The organism is Microbacterium laevaniformans, assembly GCF_016907555.1.
Taxonomy (GTDB): domain Bacteria; phylum Actinomycetota; class Actinomycetes; order Actinomycetales; family Microbacteriaceae; genus Microbacterium; species Microbacterium laevaniformans.
On the sequence record NZ_JAFBCE010000001.1, the window covers coordinates 668,338 to 687,797 of the forward strand.

The 19,460-nt window shown below is 68.9% G+C and carries 20 protein-coding genes; 17 read left to right on the forward strand and 3 right to left on the reverse strand.

The annotated features are described in order from the left end of the window. The first annotated feature begins 11 nt into the window (after window positions 1–11). Window positions 12–1,088 carry a peptide chain release factor 1 gene (gene prfA, locus JOE53_RS03010; protein WP_036285876.1) on the forward strand — a complete coding sequence of 359 codons (1,077 nt, stop codon included), beginning with the start codon at window positions 12–14 and terminating at the stop codon, window positions 1,086–1,088. A 394-nt stretch (window positions 1,089–1,482) separates the two neighbouring features. Here prfA and epsC read toward each other — a convergent pair whose 3' ends face one another. Both epsC and cysK read right to left on the reverse strand, forming a co-directional pair. After that, window positions 1,483–2,088 (reverse strand): serine O-acetyltransferase EpsC, encoded by a 606-nt coding sequence (epsC, locus tag JOE53_RS03015; RefSeq protein ID WP_204946756.1) that lies wholly within the window; start codon window positions 2,086–2,088, stop codon window positions 1,483–1,485. Between the two features lie 8 nt (window positions 2,089–2,096). Next, window positions 2,097–3,035, reverse strand: coding sequence for a cysteine synthase A (gene cysK / locus JOE53_RS03020; protein WP_204946757.1), 939 nt, complete (start codon window positions 3,033–3,035; stop codon window positions 2,097–2,099). Window positions 3,036–3,213: 178 nt separating this feature from the next. On the opposite strand from cysK, the gene prmC reads away from it, so the two are divergent. The 13 genes from prmC to yaaA all read left to right on the forward strand — a co-directional run bounded on the left by prmC (window position 3,214) and on the right by yaaA (window position 14,293). Then, window positions 3,214–4,095 carry a peptide chain release factor N(5)-glutamine methyltransferase gene (gene prmC, locus JOE53_RS03025; protein ID WP_036285884.1) on the forward strand — a complete coding sequence of 294 codons (882 nt, stop codon included), beginning with the start codon at window positions 3,214–3,216 and terminating at the stop codon, window positions 4,093–4,095. A gap of 53 nt (window positions 4,096–4,148) precedes the next feature. Then, window positions 4,149–4,844 carry an L-threonylcarbamoyladenylate synthase gene (locus tag JOE53_RS03030; RefSeq protein ID WP_036285886.1) on the forward strand — a complete coding sequence of 232 codons (696 nt, stop codon included), beginning with the start codon at window positions 4,149–4,151 and terminating at the stop codon, window positions 4,842–4,844. Next, the gene (locus JOE53_RS03035; RefSeq protein ID WP_036285888.1) at window positions 4,841–6,022 is read left to right on the forward strand and encodes an MraY family glycosyltransferase; all 1,182 of its coding nucleotides are present in this window, start codon (window positions 4,841–4,843) and stop codon (window positions 6,020–6,022) included. The genes JOE53_RS03030 and JOE53_RS03035 overlap by 4 nt, the downstream gene beginning before the upstream one ends. Beyond that, on the forward strand, window positions 6,019–6,555 hold the full coding sequence (locus JOE53_RS03040; RefSeq protein ID WP_204946758.1) for a hypothetical protein: 537 nt from the start codon (window positions 6,019–6,021) through the stop codon (window positions 6,553–6,555). Before JOE53_RS03035 ends, JOE53_RS03040 begins: the two co-directional genes overlap by 4 nt. Before the next feature lie 45 nt (window positions 6,556–6,600). Beyond that, window positions 6,601–7,470: a F0F1 ATP synthase subunit A gene (gene atpB, locus JOE53_RS03045; protein ID WP_112932667.1), complete on the forward strand. Its 870-nt coding sequence runs from the start codon at window positions 6,601–6,603 to the stop codon at window positions 7,468–7,470. Between the two features lie 49 nt (window positions 7,471–7,519). Beyond that, a complete protein-coding gene (gene atpE / locus JOE53_RS03050) occupies window positions 7,520–7,753 on the forward strand; it encodes an ATP synthase F0 subunit C (RefSeq protein WP_005048632.1) in 234 nt (77 codons plus the stop codon). 29 nt (window positions 7,754–7,782) lie between these two features. After that, a complete protein-coding gene (locus tag JOE53_RS03055; protein ID WP_204946759.1) occupies window positions 7,783–8,319 on the forward strand; it encodes a F0F1 ATP synthase subunit B in 537 nt (178 codons plus the stop codon). Next, entirely contained in the window at window positions 8,319–9,107 is a 789-nt protein-coding gene (locus tag JOE53_RS03060) for a F0F1 ATP synthase subunit delta (protein WP_204946760.1), read from the forward strand. Before JOE53_RS03055 ends, JOE53_RS03060 begins: the two co-directional genes overlap by 1 nt. Before the next feature lie 15 nt (window positions 9,108–9,122). Beyond that, entirely contained in the window at window positions 9,123–10,763 is a 1,641-nt protein-coding gene (gene atpA / locus JOE53_RS03065) for a F0F1 ATP synthase subunit alpha (protein WP_039414518.1), read from the forward strand. A 29-nt stretch (window positions 10,764–10,792) separates the two neighbouring features. Next, window positions 10,793–11,707 (forward strand): F0F1 ATP synthase subunit gamma, encoded by a 915-nt coding sequence (locus tag JOE53_RS03070; protein ID WP_036317403.1) that lies wholly within the window; start codon window positions 10,793–10,795, stop codon window positions 11,705–11,707. Between the two features lie 24 nt (window positions 11,708–11,731). Then, complete coding sequence (atpD, locus tag JOE53_RS03075; protein WP_039414521.1) at window positions 11,732–13,186, forward strand: F0F1 ATP synthase subunit beta; 1,455 nt, start codon at window positions 11,732–11,734, stop codon at window positions 13,184–13,186. A 1-nt stretch (window position 13,187) separates the two neighbouring features. Continuing rightward, entirely contained in the window at window positions 13,188–13,448 is a 261-nt protein-coding gene (locus JOE53_RS03080; protein ID WP_039414524.1) for a F0F1 ATP synthase subunit epsilon, read from the forward strand. Window positions 13,449–13,543: 95 nt separating this feature from the next. Next, complete coding sequence (yaaA, locus tag JOE53_RS03085; protein WP_204946761.1) at window positions 13,544–14,293, forward strand: peroxide stress protein YaaA; 750 nt, start codon at window positions 13,544–13,546, stop codon at window positions 14,291–14,293. Here the strand turns inward: yaaA and JOE53_RS03090 are convergent, their stop codons facing one another. Beyond that, the gene (locus tag JOE53_RS03090) at window positions 14,294–14,755 is read right to left on the reverse strand and encodes a DUF4282 domain-containing protein (RefSeq protein ID WP_061682833.1); all 462 of its coding nucleotides are present in this window, start codon (window positions 14,753–14,755) and stop codon (window positions 14,294–14,296) included. It lies immediately after the preceding gene. A gap of 178 nt (window positions 14,756–14,933) precedes the next feature. Here JOE53_RS03090 and JOE53_RS03095 point away from each other — a divergent pair, with 178 nt between their 5' ends. From JOE53_RS03095 to JOE53_RS03105, 3 genes are all read left to right on the forward strand, one after another. Beyond that, window positions 14,934–15,629, forward strand: coding sequence for a Large exoprotein (locus JOE53_RS03095; RefSeq protein ID WP_036289383.1), 696 nt, complete (start codon window positions 14,934–14,936; stop codon window positions 15,627–15,629). A gap of 187 nt (window positions 15,630–15,816) precedes the next feature. Next, window positions 15,817–16,605 (forward strand): PP2C family protein-serine/threonine phosphatase, encoded by a 789-nt coding sequence (locus tag JOE53_RS03100; protein ID WP_061682831.1) that lies wholly within the window; start codon window positions 15,817–15,819, stop codon window positions 16,603–16,605. Between the two features lie 66 nt (window positions 16,606–16,671). After that, window positions 16,672–19,431, forward strand: a complete 2,760-nt coding sequence (locus JOE53_RS03105) for an FtsK/SpoIIIE domain-containing protein (RefSeq protein WP_204946762.1) — start codon at window positions 16,672–16,674, stop codon at window positions 19,429–19,431. The last annotated feature ends 29 nt before the right edge of the window (window positions 19,432–19,460 follow it).

Here is a 19,460-nt window from a genome sequence, read left to right on the forward strand (position 1 = left end):
GCGGGCTCTTCGTGTTCGAGTCCGTCCAGGCGCTGATCGACGAGCACCGCGCGGTCCAGGAGGAACTCTCCGACCCCGCGGTGCACGCCGATGCCGCGCGCGCCAAGCGCGTCAACCGGCGCTACGCCGAGCTGTCCAGGATCGTCGCGGCCCACGACGCATGGCGGGCGGCGGACGACGACCTCGCGGCGGCGCGTGAACTCGCCCGCGAGGACGACGCTTTCGCCGAGGAGGTCCCGGCGCTCGAAGAACGGGTCGCGGCGACGCAGGAGAAGCTGCGGCGCCTGCTCATCCCACGCGACCCCGACGATGCGCGCGACGTGATCCTCGAGGTCAAAGCGGGTGAGGGCGGTGCCGAGTCGGCGCTGTTCGCGGCCGATCTGCTGCGGATGTATCTGCAGTACGCGGCATCCATGGGCTGGAAGACCGAGCTGCTGGAGCGCAACGAGTCCGACCTCGGCGGCTACAAGGACGTCCAGGTCGCCATCAAGGGAAGCTCGACCGATCCGGCGCAGGGCGTGTGGGCCCACCTCAAGTACGAGGGCGGCGTGCACCGCGTGCAGCGGGTTCCCGCGACCGAGTCGCAGGGGCGCATCCACACCTCGACGACCGGGGTGCTGGTCTTCCCGGAGGTCGACGAGCCCGAAGAGGTGCAGATCGACGCCAACGACCTGAAGATCGACGTGTTCCGCTCCTCGGGACCGGGGGGACAGTCGGTCAACACGACCGACTCCGCCGTGCGCATCACGCACCTTCCGAGCGGCATCGTCGTCTCGATGCAGAACGAGAAGAGCCAGCTGCAGAACCGCGAGGCGGGCATGCGCGTACTGCGTGCGCGACTGCTCGCGAAGCAGCAGGAGGAGCGGGATGCCGCGGCATCCGACGCCCGTCGTTCGCAGATCCGGGGGATGGACCGTTCGGAGCGCATCCGCACGTACAACTTCCCCGAGAACCGCATCGCGGACCACCGCACGGGCTACAAGGCCTACAACCTCGATCAGGTGATGGACGGGGCGCTCGGCCCGCTCATCGAGTCGGCGATCGCCGCCGACGAAGAGGCGCGACTCGCGGCGCTGGGCGCCGACTGACCCCCGCGGACGGATCGAGGCTCGCAGGGGCGCTGCGCTCGCGTCATGATCACGTTCCTGCTGCGAGCCGCCGTCTTTCTCGCCTCCGCTGCGGTCGGCCTCATCGTCGCCGTGCTGCAGAGCGTCCTCGCGCCGTGGTTGGCCCGGGTGGCGCAGAGAAACGCTCCCGCCTTCCTCGGAGGCATCGGGATCGTCTCGACCTTCGTCGCGCTGGTGGTCACAGCGCTCATCCCCGGCGCCGGACTCACCATCGGCCTCCCGTGGTGGACCTGGATCGTCGCGCCGATGATCGTCTGGGTCGTCACCGCGAATCGCGGCGTTCCTGCTGCCGGCGGTGCTGCTGAAGAAGAAGGTCCAGGACCGACGCGAGAGCTGAGGCGCCGGGTCCGGCGTCTCAGATGGAGTACTCGGGCGTCGTCAGCAGCGCGCGCGTCTCTTCCCCCGCGCGGCGGGAGCGAGCCGTGGCGGGGACGCCGACCAGCACGGAATCCGCGGGAGCGTCGCGAGTGACGACGGCATTGGCGCCGACGACCGAACCGGCGCCGATCGTCACCGGTCCGAGGATCTTCGCTCCCGCGCCGACCGCGACGCCGTCACCGAGGGTGGGGTGCCGCTTACCGGCGTCGCGTGTACGTCCGCCCAGCGTCACGCCGTGGTAGAGCATCACGTCGTCGCCGATCTCGGCGGTCTCACCGATCACCACGCCCATGCCGTGATCGATGAAGAAGCGGCGGCCGATCGTCGCGCCGGGGTGGATCTCCACTCCCGTCACCCACCGCGCCGCCTGGGAGAGAGCCCGCGCGGCGAAGCGCCACCCGCGACGCCACAGCGCGTGCGCGACGCGATAGATCCAGATGGCGTGCAGACCGGAGTACAGAACCGCGATCTCCGCTGCGCCGCGGGCTGCGGGGTCTCTCAGCTTCGCGGCCGCGATGTCTTCACGGACGCGTGCGAAGGCCCCGAGCCGCGGCGCAGCGGTATCGGTAGAGGTGCCACTCACGCGGGGGATCAGTCCTCGCGCAGGTGCTCGTAGAGCGCGGTGGAGAGGTAGCGCTCGCCGAAGGAGGGGATGATCACGACGATGTTCTTGCCCTCGGCCTCCGGACGCGCGGCGATCTGCAGGGCTGCCCAGATGGCGGCGCCCGACGAGATGCCGACCAGGATCCCCTCGGTGGTCGCCACCTCTCGTGCCACGCGGATGGCGTCGTCGAACTCGACATCCACGACCTCGTCGATCACGTCCTGGTCGAGGATCTCCGGAATGAAGTTGGGACCGATGCCCTGGATCTTGTGGGGTCCGGGGGTTCCCTTGGTCAACAGCGGGGAGTCGGCGGGCTCGACGGCGATGACCTTCGCCTCGGGCACGCGCTCCTTGAGGACCTGGCCGACACCCGTGATGGTTCCGCCGGTGCCGATGCCGGCGACGAAGTAGCCGATCTCCCCGTCGGTGTCGCGGAGGATCTCCTCCGCCGTCGTCTTGCGGTGGATGGCGGGGTTCGCCTCGTTCGCGAACTGCTTGGCCAGGACCGCGCCCGGCGTGGCGGCGGCGATCTCCTCGGCCTTCGCGACCGCGCCCTTCATCCCGAGTGCGGGCTCGGTGAGCACGAGCTCCGCTCCGTATGCCTTCAGGAGCATGCGGCGCTCGACCGACATCGATGCCGGCATCGTGAGGATGACCTTGTAGCCGCGTGCGGCGCCGACCATCGCCAGTGCGATGCCGGTGTTGCCGCTCGTGCCCTCGACGATCGTGCCGCCGGGCTGCAGGGCACCGGAGGCTTCGGCCGCATCGACGATGGCGATGCCCAGACGGTCCTTCACGGAGGACGCGGGGTTGTAGAACTCGAGCTTGGCGAGCACCGTGCCGGGCAGGCCCTCGCTGATGCGGTTCAGGCGCACCAGTGGGGTGTTGCCGAATGCGCTCGTGATGTCGGAGTGGATGCCGGACATGGCTTGCCTTTCGTGCGGGGCGGGTGTCGCCGGGTCGCGCGTTCGTGCGCTCCCTCGTCAGCGTGTCGAACCAGCCTAAGCGTCGCCTGTATTCCCGAGTCGAATGTGACGAATCTTCACGGTGGGTGCGGGGCTCCCGCGGCGGGTCCGAGCGCTCGCGGCTAGGGTGGAGAAGCTGATGACCTCTCCGCCTGTCTCCGGCCCGCCTGCCGACCTGTCCGCGCTGCTGCGCGCCGCGTCGGCGACCCTCGCCGCCGCGGGCGTCCCCACGCCCGACGTCGATGCCGAGTTGCTCGCCGCCCATGTGCTCTCCCTTCCGCGGGGTGAACTGCTCGCCGCTGCTCTGCGCGGCGATCGGGCTCCGGACGATACCGCGGCGTTCGACGAGCTCATCCGCCGCCGTGCGACGAGGGAGCCTCTCCAGCACCTCATCGGCGTCGCACCGTTCCGCCATCTGGAACTGCGCGTCGGGCCCGGGGTGTTCGTCCCGCGTCCCGAGACGGAGATGGTCGCCCAACTCGCGATCGACGCGTTGCGTGCCGTGCCGGATGCCGCGCCCATCGCCGTTGACCTCGGGACGGGATCCGGGGCGATCGCCCTGGCAATGGCGACCGAGGTTCCGCACGCGCGCGTGCACGCCGCCGAGAACGCCGTCGACGCGTATGTCTGGGCGAAGGAGAACTTCGCGGCCCACGCCCCCCAGGCGCGACTCGCGTTCATCGACCTCGCCGATGCCTTCCGCGAACTCGACGGCACGGTCGCGGTGCTGGTGTCCAATCCGCCCTACGTTCCCGATGCCGCCATCCCGCGTGACCCGGAGGTACGACACTGGGACCCTCCGAGCGCCCTCTATGGCGGAGCGGATGGCCTGGACGTCGTCCGAGTGCTCTCCGAGGTCGGGCTGCGCCTGCTGCGTTCGGGCGGAACACTCGTGATCGAGCACGGAGAGTGGCAGGGGGCGCCGATCCGTGCGCTCCTGGACGCGGCCGGGTGGCGGGCGTGCGCCACGCATCCGGACCTCACCCTGCGCGACCGGGCGACGACGGCCGTACGTCCCTGACCGCTGCGGTCGTTGAGCGATCCGAGCCGCTCGAAACGTAGACTGGTGGGGATATGTCTGAGTTCTTCGACGCACGCGACGCCGAGCAGCTGCTCCCCGGGCTGCGCAAGGCGCGCCAGGCCATCGGTCGCGGCGAGCTCATCGTGATGCCGACGGACACGGTCTACGGCATCGCCGCCGATGCCTTCAGCGCCAGCGCCGTCGCGGCTCTCCTCGCCGCCAAGGGTCGCGGGAGGCAGTCGCCGCCCCCCGTGCTCGTTGCCGGTCTGTCGACCATGCGCGCGCTCGTGGCCGAGGTGCCGGCCCCCGTGGAACGGCTCGTCGAGGAGTTCTGGCCCGGGGGACTGACGATCGTCCTACCGTCGCAGCCCTCGCTGTCATGGGATCTGGGTGACACCCACGGTACCGTCGCGGTGCGCATGCCTGCCGATCGCATCGCGCTCGAGCTGTTGGAGGACTGCGGGCCGCTCGCGGTCTCCAGCGCCAACCTCACGGGCAAGGCCGCGGCCGTCGACGCGCACAACGCCTACAACATGCTGCGTGACAGTGTCGCGGTGTATCTGGACGGCGGCCCCTCCACGCACGGCGTCGCTTCGACGATCGTGGACGCGACCGGGCTGGTCGGCGCCGGCGATCGTCCCGTCCGGGTCCTGCGTGAGGGCGCCGTGTCGCGCGCGCGCCTGCGCGAGGTGCTCGGTGACCTGCTCGAACCCGATCCCGAACCGCTCCACGACGCCTCCGCGTCATGAGGTTCTATCTGCTCACCGTCCTGCTGACGGGCGCGGCGACGCTCGCCTTCACGTGGGCGGTGTGGCGGATCGGCATGCGCTTCAAGCTCTATCCCGAGATCCGCGAGCGCGACGTGCACACCACACCCAAGCCGCGCGTCGGCGGCGTCGCGATGTTCCTCGGCGTGCTCGTCGCCTTCGCGCTGTCGTCGCAGATCCCGTACTTCTCCATCTTCTGGGCCGATCCCGCCGTGATCTGGTCGCTGCTGGGCGCCTCCGCACTGATCGTCGTCGTGGGCGTCGCCGACGACCTCTTCGACCTGGACTGGATGATCAAGCTCGGGGCGCAGTTCCTCGCCGCCGGCATCGTCGTCGGCTTCGGCGGCATCCAGATCTTCTTCATCCCCTTCGGACAGCAGTTCGTCGTGTCGAGCTTCGCCAGCTTCGCGATGTCGGTCGTCGCCATCGTCATCGTGATGAACGCGGTCAACTTCATCGACGGCCTCGACGGCCTCGTCGCCGGTGTCGCTCTCATCTCCAACGCCGTCTTCTTCGTCTACTCGTATCTCGTCGCCCGCGATACCGGCGCGTCGAGTTACTCGAGCCTGGCATCGTTCATCGCCGTCGCGCTGATCGGCGTGTGCATCGGGTTCCTTCCCCTCAACTGGAATCCGTCGAAGCTGTTCATGGGCGACTCCGGAGCGCTGCTGCTCGGCCTTCTCATGGCGTCGTCGGCGATCGTGTTCACGGGCAACCTGCCGCCGGCGCTGCTGGGCGACAACGACGTGTTCGGGCGTTCGCAGCTGCTCGGCGCGTTCATCCCGATCCTGCTGCCCGTGGTCGTCGTGCTGCTGCCGCTGCTCGATTTCGGCATGGCGATCGTCCGCCGGATGGCGCGCGGCAAGTCTCCCTTCTCACCCGATCGCAAGCACCTGCACCACCGCATGCTCGATATGGGACACAGCGACCGTGATGCCGTGCTCATCTTCTACGCGTGGACCGCCGTCGTCTCGGTGGGCGTGCTGCTCATGTACATCGGCACGACCCAGGCGTGGCCGGGTGACTACTGGATCGGCGTCGTGTTCGTGCTCATCGGCGTCGCGGCCTGCCTCGTCGTCACCCTGCAGCCGTCCGTGCGTCCGCCCGCGTCACCGACCGGTGCCGCCACGTTGTCCGATCCGACCCCGAGGAATCCATGACCTCCCTCTCCAGCACCCCCGTCCTGCGCACCACACTGCTGTGGTCGGCCGCGGCCACCGCCGCGCTCGCGGTGGCCGGCGCGATCATCGGATTCGCCGTCGCCGGCGCGTCCGGGCTGTGGAGCGCGATCATCGCCATCGTCCTCGCCGCCGTGTTCCTCGGCTTCACCGCGGGGACGATACTGATCGCGAACCGGTGGTACGGCGACGCGCTCTACGTGCCGATCTTCTTCGGCGCCGTCATGGGCGGCTGGCTCCTGAAGTTCGTCGTCTTCCTGGTCGTGCTGTTCCTGCTGAGGGGACAGTCGTGGCTCAACCCCGGAGTCTTCTTCGTGGCGCTGGTGGTCAGTGTGGTCGCTTCCCTCGTCATCGACGCGGTCGTCATGACCCGGATGCGCATCCCCGCCGTCAGCGACGTGACGCTGCCCACCCTTGCGGATATCGCCGACGAGGCGCGTCAGCCGGCACCGCCGGAGGAGGGGGATGCCGCGAGCGGTACGTCGCACGCGGACGATAACGCCCCGCGGGGCTGATAGGCTGTCTCTGCGCCCGTTCGCGCTCCGCGAAACGCGTGCGCAGTGACGCTCACACCGACCATCGTCGCCCCGGATCACTCCGGTGCCCCGAAGCTGGAGCCAGCGCTGTTTACCCAAGCTGCGACACTGATCGCCAAGACCGCCGAAGACGGCGGCTTCCACGGCCCGTCCATCGATGAGTTCTTCCCGGACGTCCTTTTCAGCGTCCTGGGTGTCCCGGTCACGCGGATCCACCTCATCCAGTTCATCGCGACGATCGGTCTCGTGCTCTTCCTGTGGCTCGGCACTCGCCGTATGCGGGTGGTTCCGGGTCGGTTCCAGAGCATCGCGGAGATGGGCCTCGACTTCGTGCGGGTCAACATCGCCGAAGACCTGCTGGGCAAGAAGGACGGCCAGCGGTTCCTGCCGATCCTGACGACCATGTTCTTCATGATCCTGTTCTTCAACATCACAGGAATCATCCCGTTCATGAACCTGGCGGGCACGAGCATCATCGCCGTCCCGCTCATGCTGGCGGTCATCAGCTACGTCACGTTCATCTACGCCGGGATCAAGAAGAGCCCGAAGAACTTCTTCAAGAACGCACTGTTCCCCTCGGGCGTGCCCCCGTTCCTGTACATCATCGTCACGCCGCTCGAGTTCCTCTCGACGTTCATCATCCGACCCGTCACCCTGACGCTGCGACTGCTGATGAACATGATCGTCGGACACCTGATGCTCGTCCTGTTCTTCTCAGCGACGCAGTTCTTCCTCATCACCCTCGGTGGCTGGTGGTCGGCTCTGGCGGCGGGTTCGCTCGCCTTCGGTCTCGCCTTCACGCTGTTCGAGATCCTGGTGGCCTTCCTCCAGGCGTACGTCTTCACCATCCTCACCGCGGTCTACATCCAGCTCGCGGTCGCAGAAGAGCACTGAGCGGGAGCGGCTTCCGCCTCTCCCACCCAACCCCGAAAGGAAACACCCCGTGGACGCAATTACGGTTCTCGCCGAGCTCAAGGGCAACGTCGCGACGATGGGCTACGGCCTCGCCGCCATCGGCCCCGCCATCGGCGTGGGCATCGTCGTCGGCAAGACGATCGAGGGCGTCGCCCGTCAGCCCGAGCTGGCCGGTCGACTGCAGGTCCTGATGTGGATCGGTATCGCCTTCACCGAGGCGCTCGCCTTCATCGGCATCGCCGCCGGCTTCATCTTCGTCTGATCGCCCGCACCAGTTCTTAAGGAGACAGGATGCGCAATCTTGTCGCGTACGCCGCGGAGGAAACGGGTCACAACCCGCTCATCCCCGCCTGGTACGACATCATCTGGTCGGGTGTCTGCTTCATCGTCATCCTCATCGTTGTGTGGAAGGTCGCCCTCCCCAAGATGAAGGTGCTGCTGGATCAGCGCGCCGCCGCCATCGAAGGCAACATCGCGAAGGCCGACGAGGCCCAGCGAAAGGCCGAAGCCGCTCTTGAGGAGTACACGGCGCAGCTCGCCGAGGCTCGCAAGGAGGCCGGCGAGATCCGTGACGCCGCCCGCGAGGACGGCAAGAAGATCGTCGCCGAGGCCAAAGAGACGGCATCCGCCGAGGCCGCGCGCCTCACCGCCACCGCGCACACGCAGATCGAGGCGGAGCGTCAGTCGGCGCTCGTGTCGCTGCGCAGCGAGGTCGGCACCCTGGCGCTCGACCTGGCCGGTGGTGTCATCGGCGAGTCGCTGACCGACGACGCCAAGGCGAAGGGCGTCGTGGACCGCTTCCTCGCCGACCTCGAGAAGGCGAAGTAATGGGCAGCGCGACCACTCAGGCACTGGCGACGACCACGGCGGAGCTGACGACGGCGAACGTGGGGGACCTCACGGTCGCTCGCGAGCTGTTCTCGGCCGCGCGCGAGATCGCCGACTCGGCGCAGCTGAGCGGCGCGCTCTCCTCGTGGGGCGCGCCCGCAGAGGCGCGCGCACAGGTCGCCAAGGTCGTCTTCGCCGGGTACAGCCCCGTTGCGGTCCAGCTGCTGACCTCGGCCGTCTCGCAGCGCTGGTCGTCCACGACGGATCTGATCTCCGGCATCGAGGAACTCGCGATCCGCGCCGCGGCGATCGGCTCACCCGCGACCGACGTCGAGGGCGAGCTGTTCCAGATCGCCCGCCTGGTTGCGGCGAACCCGGAGCTCGAGCTCGCGCTCGGCAGCCGCCTGGGCGATGCCGCTGCGAAGGGCGAGCTCATCGAGAAGCTCCTCGACGGACGCGCGGGCGAGGCGACGGTGCTCATCGCGTCCCAGCTCGTGCAGCAGCCCCGGGAGCGCCGCGTGCGCTTCCTTCTGAACCGCGCGCTGCAGCTGGTCGCCGATCAGCGTGGCAAGAAGGTCGCGACCGTGCGGGTGGCGGGCCCGCTGGATGCCGCGCAGCAGGAGCGCCTCGCGGGCGCGCTCAGCACCCGATACGGCGCCGACGTCACGGTCAACGTGGTCGTCGATCCCGAGGTGCTCGGCGGTATGCGCGTGGAGATCGGTGACGACGTCATCGACGGCACCGTCTCCTCTCGAATCAACGACTTGCGCCAGCGCCTCGCTGGCTAGAACAGAAGGAACACCATGGCAGATCTGACCATCAGCCCCGACGTCATCCGTGACGCGCTGAAAGACTTCGTCGCCGCTTACGAGCCCACCGGCGCCGCCGCCACCGAGGTCGGCACGGTCGTCGACGCCGCCGACGGCATCGCCCACGTCGAGGGTCTTCCCGGCGTCATGGCCAATGAGCTCGTGCGGTTCGAGAACGGCGTCGAGGGTCTGGCGCTGAACCTGGACGAGAACGAGATCGGTGTCGTCGTGCTCGGCGAGTTCTCCGGCATCGAGGCAGGCCAGAAGGTCACCCGCACCGGCGAGGTTCTCTCCGTCGCCGTCGGCGATGGCTACCTCGGGCGCGTCGTCGACCCGCTGGGCAACCCCATCGACGGACTCGGCGAGATCGCGACCGAGGGCCGCCGCGCCCTCGAGCTGCAGGCCCCCGGCGTCATGCAGCGTAAGAGCGTGCACGAGCCCATGCAGACCGGCATCAAGGCCATCGACGCGATGATCCCCGTCGGACGAGGCCAGCGTCAGCTGATCATCGGCGACCGCCAGACCGGCAAGACCGCGATCGCGATCGACACGATCATCAACCAGAAGGCCAACTGGGAGTCGGGCGACGTCAACAAGCAGGTGCGCTGCATTTACGTCGCGATCGGTCAGAAGGGCTCGACGATCGCCTCCGTCAAGGGTGCGCTCGAGGATGCCGGTGCGATGGAGTACACGACGATCGTCGCGGCTCCGGCATCCGACCCGGCCGGCTTCAAGTACCTCGCCCCGTACACCGGCTCGGCCATCGGTCAGCACTGGATGTACGGCGGCAAGCACGTCCTGATCATCTTCGACGACCTGTCGAAGCAGGCCGAGGCCTACCGTGCCGTGTCGCTGCTGCTGCGCCGCCCGCCGGGCCGCGAGGCGTACCCCGGTGACGTCTTCTACCTCCACTCGCGTCTGCTGGAGCGTTGCGCCAAGCTGAGCGACGAGCTGGGTGCGGGATCGATGACGGGTCTGCCCATCATCGAGACCAAGGCCAACGACGTCTCGGCGTACATCCCGACCAACGTGATCTCCATCACGGACGGCCAGATCTTCCTGCAGTCCGACCTGTTCAACGCCAACCAGCGCCCCGCGGTCGACGTGGGTATCTCGGTCTCTCGCGTCGGCGGTGACGCCCAGGTGAAGTCGATCAAGAAGGTCTCCGGAACGCTCAAGCTCGAGCTGGCCCAGTACCGCTCGCTCGAGGCGTTCGCGATGTTCGCCTCCGACCTGGACGCGGCCTCGCGCCGCCAGCTCGAGCGTGGTGCCCGTCTGACCGAGCTGCTCAAGCAGCCCCAGTACGACCCGTACCCCGTCGAGGAGCAGGTCGTCTCGATCTGGGCCGGCACCAACGGCAAGCTCGACACGATCGCGGTCGAGGATGTGCTCCGTTTCGAGCGCGACCTTCTCGACTACCTCAAGCGCAACACGACCATCCTGGACACGCTGCGTGACACCAACGTGCTCGACGACGCCACCGTCGCAGAGCTCACCAAGGTCACCGACGAGTTCATCCTGGAGTTCCAGGGCGGCAAGGGCCAGGCGATCAACAAGCCGGGTCACGAAGAGGTCGCCGCCGCGCACGAGGAGGACGTGAACCAGGAGCAGATCGTCAAGGGTCGTCGCGGCTGAGGCCGGGCGCAATCTGAGACCGAGAACTCATGGGAGCACAACTCAGGGTCTACAAGCAGAAGATCGCTTCTGCTCAGACGACCAAGAAGATCACGAAGGCGATGGAACTCATCGCGGCTTCGCGCATCCAGAAGGCGATGGCGCGCGTGCGCGCATCCTCGCCCTTCGCGCGGGCCGTGACGCGAGCCGTCTCCGCCGTGGCGACGCATTCGAACGTGCAGCACCCGCTGACGACCGAGCGCGAGACGATCCGCCGGTCGGCGGTCGTCATCTTCGCCTCGGACCGGGGCCTGGCGGGCGCGTTCAACTCGCAGATCCTGCGCGAGGGGCTGCAGCTCGGCGAGCTGCTGCGTTCGCAGGGCAAGGAGGTCGAGTACTTCCTCGTCGGGCGCAAGGCAGTGGGCTACTTCCAGTTCCGTCGGATGGCATCGGCAGGGGAGTGGGTGGGTGACACCGACACGCCGCACTTCAACACGGCGGAGCAGATCGCCGGCGCCCTTCTGGACGCCTACGACCGCGGCGGCCAGGAGCAGGGCGGCGTCGACGAGATCCACCTCGTGTTCAACCGCTTCGTCAGCATGATGACGCAGGAGCCGCAGACCGTGCGTCTGCTGCCCCTGGAAGTCGTCGAGGCCGACGAGGTCGTCGAGTCCGCCGGAGCGAGCAGTCAGGTCTATCCGCTGTACGAGTTCGAGCCCAGCCCCGAGGTCGTGCTCGACGCTCTGCTGCCGGTGTACGTGCAGAGCCGCGTGTTCAACGCACTTCTGCAGTCGTCGGCCGCGAAGCACGCTGCGACCCAGAAGGCGATGAAGAGCGCCAGCGACAACGCCGACAAGCTCATCACCGACTACACCCGCCTGCGCAACAACGCGCGTCAGGCCGAGATCACTCAGCAGATCGCCGAGATCGTCGGCGGCGCCGACGCGCTGGCGTCCGGCAAGTAACGACCACACCGAAAGAGACAGACAATGACTGCCACCGCCACCGCCGATAAGGCCGAGACGACGGTCGTCGGGCGCGTTGCACGCGTCACCGGCCCGGTCGTCGACATCGAGTTCCCGCACGATGCGATCCCCGACATCTACAACGCGCTGAAGACGACGATCACGATCGGCGACGAGTCGACCGAGATCACGCTCGAGGTCGCACAGCACCTCGGCGACGATCTGGTGCGCGCCATCTCGCTCAAGCCCACCGACGGCATGGTCCGCGGTCAGGAAGTGCGCGACACCGGCGGCCCCATCACGGTTCCCGTCGGCGACGTCACCAAGGGCAAGGTCTTCAACGTCACCGGTGACGTGCTGAACGCCGCCCCCGGTGAGACCATCGAGGTCACCGAGCGCTGGGGCATCCACCGCCAGGCGCCGAACTTCGACCAGCTCGAGTCGAAGACCGAGATGTTCGAGACCGGCATCAAGTCCATCGACCTGCTCACCCCTTACGTCCAGGGTGGCAAGATCGGCCTGTTCGGCGGCGCCGGCGTCGGCAAGACCGTCCTGATCCAGGAGATGATCCAGCGCGTCGCTCAGGACCACGGCGGCGTGTCGGTGTTCGCCGGCGTCGGTGAGCGCACCCGTGAGGGCAACGACCTGATCGGCGAGATGGAGGAGGCGGGAGTCTTCGACAAGACGGCCCTCGTCTTCGGCCAGATGGACGAGCCGCCGGGGACGCGTCTGCGTGTCGCTCTGTCGGCCCTCACGATGGCGGAGTACTTCCGCGACGTGCAGAAGCAGGACGTGCTGCTGTTCATCGACAACATCTTCCGCTTCACCCAGGCCGGCTCGGAGGTCTCGACGCTGCTCGGCCGTATGCCGTCCGCCGTGGGTTACCAGCCCAACCTGGCCGATGAGATGGGTGTGCTCCAGGAGCGCATCACCTCGACCCGCGGTCACTCGATCACCTCGCTGCAGGCGATCTACGTCCCGGCCGACGACTACACCGACCCGGCCCCGGCGACGACGTTCGCCCACCTCGACGCGACGACCGAGCTTTCGCGCGAGATCGCGTCGAAGGGTCTGTACCCCGCCATCGACCCGCTGACGTCGACCAGCCGGATCCTCGACCCCCGTTACATCGGTGAGGATCACTACCGCGTCGCCACGGCCGTGAAGCAGATCCTCCAGAAGAACAAGGAACTGCAGGAGATCATCGCCATCCTGGGTGTCGACGAGCTCTCCGAAGAGGACAAGATCGTCGTGTCGCGCGCACGCCGCATTCAGCAGTTCCTCTCGCAGAACACCTACATGGCGAAGAAGTTCACCGGTGTGGAAGGCTCCACGGTTCCGATCAAGGAGACCATCGAGTCCTTCGACGCGATCGTGAAGGGTGACTTCGACCACGTCGCCGAGCAGGCGTTCTTCAACGTCGGCGGCATCTCCGACGTCGAGGAGAAGTGGGCGCAGATCCAGAAGGAGAACAGCTGACATGGCGCTGACCGTCACCCTCGTCTCCGCGGAGGAGGAGGTCTGGCACGGCGAGGCGAACCTCGTCGTGGCGAAGACCGTCGAGGGCGAGATCGGCTTCATGACCGGTCACGAGCCCGTCCTCGCGATCCTTGCCGAAGGCCAGGTGCGCATCACGCAGTCCGACGGTACGAAGGTCGTCGCCAGTGCGCAGGACGGCTTCCTCTCGATGGAAGGCAATGAGCTGACCATCGTGGCCGGTCACGCCGCTCTCGAGTCCTGATCGGCCGCTGAGTACCGCCAGCAACCACTCCCCGCTCGAGAACGCATCGTTTCTCGGGCGGGGAGTGGTTTTCGTTGTGCGCGAGGAGACCACCCATGCTGATCCTGTTGCCGCCGTCGGAGACCAAGCGTCCCGGCGGGCGTGAGCGATCTCTCGACATCGGCGCGCTCGCGCTCCCCGAGCTGCGCGCGGCGCGCGACGCGGCGGTGGACGCGCTCGTCGCATTGAGTGGCGACGAAGAGCACGCTGCGCGCGTGCTCAAGCTGTCGCGGCGCCAGCGCGAGGACATCGCCCACAATGCGACGCTGCGCAGCGCACCGACGTTGCCGGCGGTCGACCGCTACACGGGGGTGCTCTTCGATGCGCTGGATGCCGCCACCTTGGACGCGGCGTCGCGGCGTTGGCTGGGCGCTCACGTGCTCATCCACTCCGCACCCTTCGCGCCGGTCGGCGCTCTCGACGCCATCCCGACCTATCGGCTCGCCGCCGGAACGGCGCTTCCCGGCATCCCGCCCCTGCGACGACACTGGGCGGGTGAGGTCACCGAGGCTTTACGTGCCGCCGCGCCCTCGTTCATCCTGGATCTGCGCTCCGAGGCCTACGTCGCCCTCGGCCCCGTTCCCGCGGAGGTGGATTCGGCCTACCTGCGGGTGGTGACGATCGGTGAGGATGGCGTGACGCGCGCGCTCAACCACTTCAACAAGCACGGCAAAGGCGCCGTGGTCAGACGGCTCGCGCAGACCCGCCCGCGCATCGCGACGCGCAAGGCGCTGATGGCGTGGGCCGACACGGCCGGGGTAGCTTTGCGCGACGGTGCGTCGGGAGAGATCGACCTCGTCGTCTGATCAGTCGTGTTCCGTGTTGGCGGCGGTCCGCTCGGTGTTCTCGGCAATGGCTACGAGGGCGACCCCGGACTCGATGATGAAGCGCAGCACGACGACGGCGAGGAACGCGACGACGGGAACGACGATCAACGTCGACAGGATGAGCGCGATGCCACCGCCCACGTTCCACCACAGCGAACCGATGCCGGAGATGAGGCCCCACAGGAACGTCGCGATGAAGGCGATGCCGATCGCGACGAGGCCCACGAGATAGAAGACGCTTGCCAATCTGCGAGTGATGAACCGCGTGAACGACAGGTCGAACAGGGCGGAGAGGAAGCCGCGACCGATGTCGTCGAGGTCGCCGACCAGCCGTGGAACCCCCGTGTCGTCGACACCGGCGATGCCCGCCCCGGATGCCGTGTCGCGCGACACCTCCTCTGCGGGACGTTCCGGCAACGGCGGCAGTGTGGGCTCGGTCATCGGTGGATCCTTCCGGCGCGGGCGGGGGTGGCCCCAGGGTAGCGCTCCGGCCGACGCGCGATGCGACGAAACGCTCCGCGGGATCCCTCGCGCCCGTGGCTCCACTACCAATACGATGTGAGCCGGAGCCGGCCACGGTGGTCGCGCTCGACGGCGAGAATCGCCGGGGGAGGTACTCATGGATGATTACTCGGGCGGGAGCGCTGCGGCCGCCGCAGCTGCCCTGATCGTGTTTGCGTTCTTCATCTTCATCTTCGCGGTGATCGGCTACGTGATCAGTGCGTTCTTCCTGATGAAGATCTTCGACAAGGCGGGAGTCCAGGGCAAGTGGCGCGCCTGGGTGCCGATCTACAACTTCATGGTGTTCGCCAAGCTCGGCGACGTCAGCCCGTGGGTCATGCTGGGCGCCATCCTGGTGTCCGGTGTGCTGAACCAGGTCCCGGTTCTCGGGTGGATCATCGCGCTGCTCCCGGTCGCTGTGGGTGCACTGGCCGCGTGGCGAGTGGGCCTGAAGCTGCAGAAGGAGACCCCCTGGGTCATCCTCTATGTGCTGCTCGGCCTGGTCTGGCTCGGCATCCTCGCCTTCGACAAGTCGCGCTGGAACACGAACGTGCCGCCCGCGCCGTGGGCGGCGAACGGCTTCCTCGCCGATCGCACCGTCTGGCAGGGCGTTCCCGTCCAGACGTCGGCGGCGCCCGGAGGCTACACGCCTCCGGCGGGCTACCAGCCTCCGGCGCCTCCGGCGGGCTACCAGCCGCCGGCGCCTCCGGCCGGATACCAGCCGCCCGCGCCGCCCGCGGCCACCGAGCCGCCGGCGGCCCCTGAGTCGCCGACCACGGAGCCGCCCAGCGCTCCGGAGCCGCCGCGCTCCTGAGCGGCATCGACCGTCCTCGCCCGCCCGGGTGCACTGACAGCGCACCCGGGCGGGCGCGCGTGGCGGTCCGGTGGCCTGATGCTCGACCTGCTCCTTCGAGGCGCCCGCCGGTGCCGCGGCGGACTCCGCCCCGGATGCGCCGCCTGTCGGCGGGGTGCAGACCCGCCCCGTCCACTAGAGTGGGACTGTGCCCGAAGCCGCGACTCACTCGCGCACCCTCCCGCTCGCGGATGGTGCGATCGAACTGCAGTGGGCGGAGCTGACCCACACGGGGCGTCGGCGTGAGGTCAACCAGGACGCCGTCCTCGCACGCTACCCGCTGTTCGTGGTCGCCGACGGGATGGGCGGCCACATCGGTGGTGAGATCGCCAGCAGCAGCACGATCGCACGCCTGGAGTCGATGGTCGGCAAGGGCGAGGTCAGCCCCAAGAACATCGAGAAGGCGCTCTCCAAGGCGGTCGGGGACATCGCTTCGCACCCCGAAGCCACCGATGACGGCACCGGGACGACGGTGACCGGGGTCTACCTCGACACGTCTACCGCCGAACCCACGTGGGTGACTCTCAACATCGGCGATTCGCGGGTCTATCTCTTCCGCGACGGTGGCCTTGCCCAGGTCACGACCGATCATTCCGTCGTCCAAGAGCTCATCGCTGCGGGACGCCTCAGCCCTGAAGAGGCCGAGAACCACCCGTACGGAAACGTGATCACGCGCGCCGTCGGTCCCTCCGACGGTGTCGCGCCCGACTACGTGCGACTCGAGGTCGTCGACGGCGATCGCTTCGTGATCTGCAGCGATGGCCTCACGAAAGAGCTGACGGATTACGGCATCCTGCACTTCCTCCTGCAGCACGACGATCCGGCCGCCGCGGCGGCGGCCATGCTCGACGCCGCGCTGGAGAACGGCGGTCGCGACAACATCACGATCATCGTGCTGAACGTGCACCGCACCGGCTCCTCCCCAACGGTGGACTGACGTCCGTCGTGCACCGGTCGCCCCGGTGCGCGTCGCACCGGGGCGCCGCCCCGCTTGACTGCAGGCATGACCGATGTCGACGATCTCGACGACGAGCCGCTCCGCCTGCCGCCCGCCCCGACGCCGCCGGCGCGGGCACCGCTGCCGATCCTGACCGCCATCGTTCCCGTCGTCGGTGCGCTGGTGCTCTGGCGCATCACGGGGTCGGTTCACTCCCTCTGGTTCGCCGCGCTCGGACCGCTCGTCGCGGGGGCCTCGTTCGTCGACGGGCTGCGGACGGCCCGGCGTGCCCGACGGCGTGCCGGGCGTGAGGACCTCCGTGCGCTGGCGCACCTGGAGGAGGCGGTCGCTCGGCGGCACGAGGCGGAGCGTCGCCGTGCGTGGCGGCGTACCCCCGACGTGGCGACGCTGTGCGCCGACGAGGCAGAGGTGTGGCGCTCGGTGCCCGGACGTGATGAGGCACTGGTGGTCGGTCGCGGGGAGGGAGTGAGCACTCTGCGGATGGAGGGCGAGCCCGCCGACGACGCCGCGCGCGCGTTGCGACGGCGAGCCCGGCGCCTGGAGGACGCGCCCGTGACCGTGCCTCTGCATGCGGGACTCGCCGTGCGCGGCCCCGCGGCACAGGCCACGGCGGTGGTCCGGGCACTCGTGATGCAGATCTGCCTCGTGCGTGCTCCCGGTCGGGTCCGGATCGCCGACCCCGAGGCCGTGGGGGAGATCCTGGGCGACGTGTCGCCTCTGCCGCATGCGTTCGCGAGTGCCGGGGATGCGCTGGTGCTCGCCGACGGCGCGGCCCGCCTCGCCTCGGATGCCGATATCCCGATCGTCGTCCTGGCCGACGACGCCCCGCCGCCGACGCGCTGTCGCGCCGTCCTGACTCTCCACGGTGGTGATGAGGCGGTCCTTGACCACGAGGGATCGACGCGTTCGGTGCGCATCGAGGCGTTGTCGGCGGCGCAGGCGTCCGAAGTGGCGGCCATGCTCTCGGAGCGAGCTCGCGAGCTGGGTCACCGCGGTGATGCTCCCGTCGCATTCGAGGAGCTCGTCGACGATTGCTCCGGCGCGGGACTGACCGCCGCCATCGGCGTGAGCGCGGGAGAGGTCGTCACGGTCGACCTCGTGGCCGACGGGCCGCACGCGGTCGTGGTGGGTACAACCGGCTCCGGCAAGAGCGAGCTGCTCGTCACCTGGGCGGCCGGCCTGTGTCGCGGACGACACATCGGTGAGGTCTGCCTGCTCCTCATCGACTTCAAGGGCGGCCGGTCCTTCGACGCCCTCGCGGCGCTCCCGCACGTCGCCGGGATCGTGACCGACCTGGATGACCGCACGGCGGTGCGTGCGGTGGAGAGCCTGCGAGCCGAGATCCAACGTCGAGAACGCGTTCTCGCCGAGCACGGTGCTCGTGATGTGGAGGAGGCCGCGGGAGCGCTGCCGCGGCTCGTCGTGATCGTCGACGAGTTCGCCGCGCTGGTGGCCGCGCACCCCGAGATGCACGAACTGTTCTCGGATGTCGCGGCGCGTGGCCGGGCACTCGGCATCCACGCGATCCTGGCATCCCAGCGCGCAGCCGGAGCGTTCCGCGATGGGCTGCTGGCCAATGCGCCGCTGCGGATCGCACTGCGCACCCTCGACGCCGCAGACTCGCGGGCCGTGATCGGGGTCGACGACGCCGTGCGGCTGCCTGGGCGCGCCGAGGCCCGGGGGACGGCGCTCCTGCGGCGTGCGGCTGACGTCGATCCACAGCGCGTGCGGATGGCGCGATGCTCCCCGGTCGCGCTCGCGGCGATCAGCGATGCGGCGGGAAATGACCGCGCGACGGCGCCGTGGCTGCCCCCGCTTCCTCCCGTGGTGGGCCTGGATCGGGTTGCGGTGACCGGTCGTATCGCGCTGGGGCTTTCGGACGAACCGGAGCATCAGCGGCAGGCACCGGTGCTGCTTCCCCTGGCGGCGACGGCGCTGGCGGTGATCGGAGCACCGGGAAGCGGACGCTCCTCGTTGCTGCGCGCGATCGCCCGTCAGCTGCCGCAGCCCCCGACGTGGGTGTCCGACGACCCCGAGGCGGCATGGGATGCCGTGGGCGCCGCCGTCGGCCGGCGCGACGGGACGGGTGTGGTGGTCGACGACGTCGATGCGCTGCTGACCCGCTATCCCGCGGAGTACGCGGCGGAGATGATGGTGCGCATCGAGCGGCTCGTGCGGGACGCCGGACAGAGCGGAGGCCTCGTCGTGCTCTCCGCGGCGAGATGTGCGGGGTCGCTCGCCCGTCTGCTGGAGCTGATCCCGCACCGCGCCATCTTGCCGCTGGCGACACGCGCCGACCACGTGGCGGCCGGAGGCGACGGACCCGACCATGTCCGTGACCAGCCGCCCGGGCGGGGCCGCTGGGGACGCGTGCTGGTGCAGTTCATCCGTGACGACGCACCCACGACACCAACGGTGGTCGGCTCCCCACCGCCCACTTGGACTCCCGGTGAGGCCGACACGGCCGGTCTCGTGGTCGCTCACGGTTTCGCCCGTGACGGCCTGCATCGCGCGAGTGCGGCAGGAGATGCTCCGATCATCAGCGTCGATGAGGCGGCGTCGCGCGGCGGGGCGTCTTCGCGGGCTCTCGTGGTCGGCACGCCCGAGGAGTGGCTCGCCCAGTGGAAGCTGTTGGGCGAACTTCGCACACGTCACGAGTTCGTCGTCTCCGCCGAGTGCAGCGCAGAATACCGCGCGCTCACCGGGCGACGAGATCTTCCCGTCTACGCCGCTGCACGTGCCGACCGTGCCTGGCGCCTCGTGCCGGACGGTGCCGCACAGCGCGTGCTGCTGCCCTGGTCGTGACCAGCCGAGGAGGAGGAGACGCCGGGCCG